Annotated in this window: 1 protein-coding gene; it reads right to left on the bottom strand. The window is 39.5% G+C overall.

The features are described 5' to 3' along the window. Positions 1 to 190: 190 nt before the first annotated feature. Entirely contained in the window at positions 191 to 1651 is a 1461-nt protein-coding gene (locus A9Z07_RS04925) for a coniferyl aldehyde dehydrogenase (protein ID WP_069577369.1), read from the bottom strand. Positions 1652 to 2122: the final 471 nt, after the last annotated feature.

The following is a 2122-nucleotide window of genomic DNA, read 5'->3' on the forward strand; positions in this document are numbered from 1 at the left end:
CTTCATAATTTATGTTTTAGGTGTTTTTTAAGTCAATTCACAACATTTGAATGATTTTATTCTAAGAACTAGAGCGACTATACATCTTCTATCTCATCAATTTTACTTGAAGGTAAAAGAAGAAGGGAGGGATAAAAAGCATCCCATCACGAGATGCTTTTCAATATACCGTGCTTGTATTGCGTTTTACTTATTTGATATTCGGATCGCCTTGCTTCAAGAAGAAACGTAACGCCAGTTTTTGTACCCAAGTGCCATAGGGTGGATAGAACAGTTGGGTCGGGAAGAAGCGGTGACGGGCAAAGACGGTTTTTGCATGTGAAAGTTCTCGGAAGCCTTCTTCGCCGTGATAAGTCCCCATGCCTGAGTTACCAATACCGCCGAAAGGCGCATCATGATTGACCACATGCCAGCCCCAGTCATTGATGGTGACACCCCCAGAGTGAGTTTGTTTTAAGATGTACTCTCGCTCGCTCGCATCATGGCTAAAACAATATAAAGCCAGCGGTCGTTCACCTTCTCGAATATATCGAATGGCTTCATCTAAACTATCGTAAGGGACAACAGGCAGTACAGGCCCAAATAATTCTTCTTTTAAAATACGCATATCTGGTGTGCAATTCAGTACCAGATGAACAGGCATACGACGAGCATCTTTATCACGATCATATTCGCCGCAAGCAATAATTTGGGCACCTTTGGCTTTGGCGTCATCTAGTATTTCTAATAAACGCTTGAGATGACGATCATTCACAATCGATGTGTAGTTTGAATTGTTACTGATGTTCGCTCCATACATGCTGATGAAGCTAGATTGGCATTCCGTGACGAATGCATCAATTTGTTCTTTTGGGACTAAAGCATAGTCTGGCGCAACACAGATCTGCCCGCAGTTGGTGGCTTTACCATGTAAAACTCGTTTTGCTGCATCAGCTAAAGGATAGTTACGACTGATCAGGGCAGGTGATTTACCTCCCAATTCAAGTGTTACAGGTGTCAGGTTGTCTGCTGCAGCACGCATCACCACTCGTCCAATCGAAGGTGACCCAGTAAACACAATATGATTGAAAGGCAAAGATGTAAATTGTGCAGGATCGACAATTTCTTCACCAAAAACAGCAACTTCATCTTCAGTGAAAACCTCAGCCAGCATACGTTTAACCACTGCATTGGTTGCTGGGGTGACTTCAGGCAACTTGATCATCACGCGATTGCCCGCAGCAATGGCTGCAATCAAGGGGCCTAAGGCGAGATAAACAGGGAAGTTCCAAGGCACAATAACCCCGACCACACCTTTAGGCTGGTATTGCACACGAAGACGATTAGATAAAAATAATAACTCGGTGCTACGTTTGCTCGGGCGCATCCAACGTCTTAAATGACGAATTGCATGTTCTGCCTCTAGAACTGAGCCAAGTAAATCCAGCAGCTTGGATTCATCAACAGATCTGGAACTGAAATCTGTATTAATTGCCGTCGCAATCACATCTTGATAACGAATAATTTGTTTTTTAATTTGAAATATTTTGGTACGACGATGTTCTAAATCTGGATAAGGATTTGCGTCGAAAGCAGTACGCTGTTGACTAAAGATAGAATGCATATGTTCGGATGCAGCATCATTGAATTGTTGTATAGATGAAAGTGTCATTGTTGCTCCGTTCATGTTTATTAATAGAAGAGACTTAATGATGAATAAGATTGATGGTCGACCTTAAATGGGGTCAACAAAAAATAATTTGCTGACATTATGCCTCAACATGCAAGGAATAAGGTGAAAAAAGCGTAAACATGAGGTTCATCTCTCTTTTTTTGCTTTTATTTTGCTGGATAACAGAGAGGGATGAACTGTTTTTGAAAGAGAGAGGGCGATCAATATGCATCTTTGGTGATTTGGATTTTATATCTCAAATCATCAAAAATTACTGGATATTTCATTAAATGAATATTAAGTGAATAAAAGTGTAATTATTTGCTTTAAATATAGGGTTGTATTCTCAAAATATGAAAATTTATATATTGGCCTAAAATAATTATTGTTGTAATCTATCACAGAATTATAAGAAAAAGAGTTGAGTGTATTTTGTACTAAATGAGATTTTTAGAGAGATAAATGATATGT

Source organism: Acinetobacter sp. YK3 (assembly GCF_001729365.1).
Classification (GTDB): Bacteria; Pseudomonadota; Gammaproteobacteria; order Pseudomonadales; family Moraxellaceae; genus Acinetobacter; species Acinetobacter vivianii.

Bases quoted from the DNA above. Each gene is read 5' to 3' on its own strand.
- A9Z07_RS04925 (WP_069577369.1), bottom strand. From the start codon at position 1,651: ATGACACTTTCATCTATACAACAATTCAATGATGCTGCATCCGAACAT.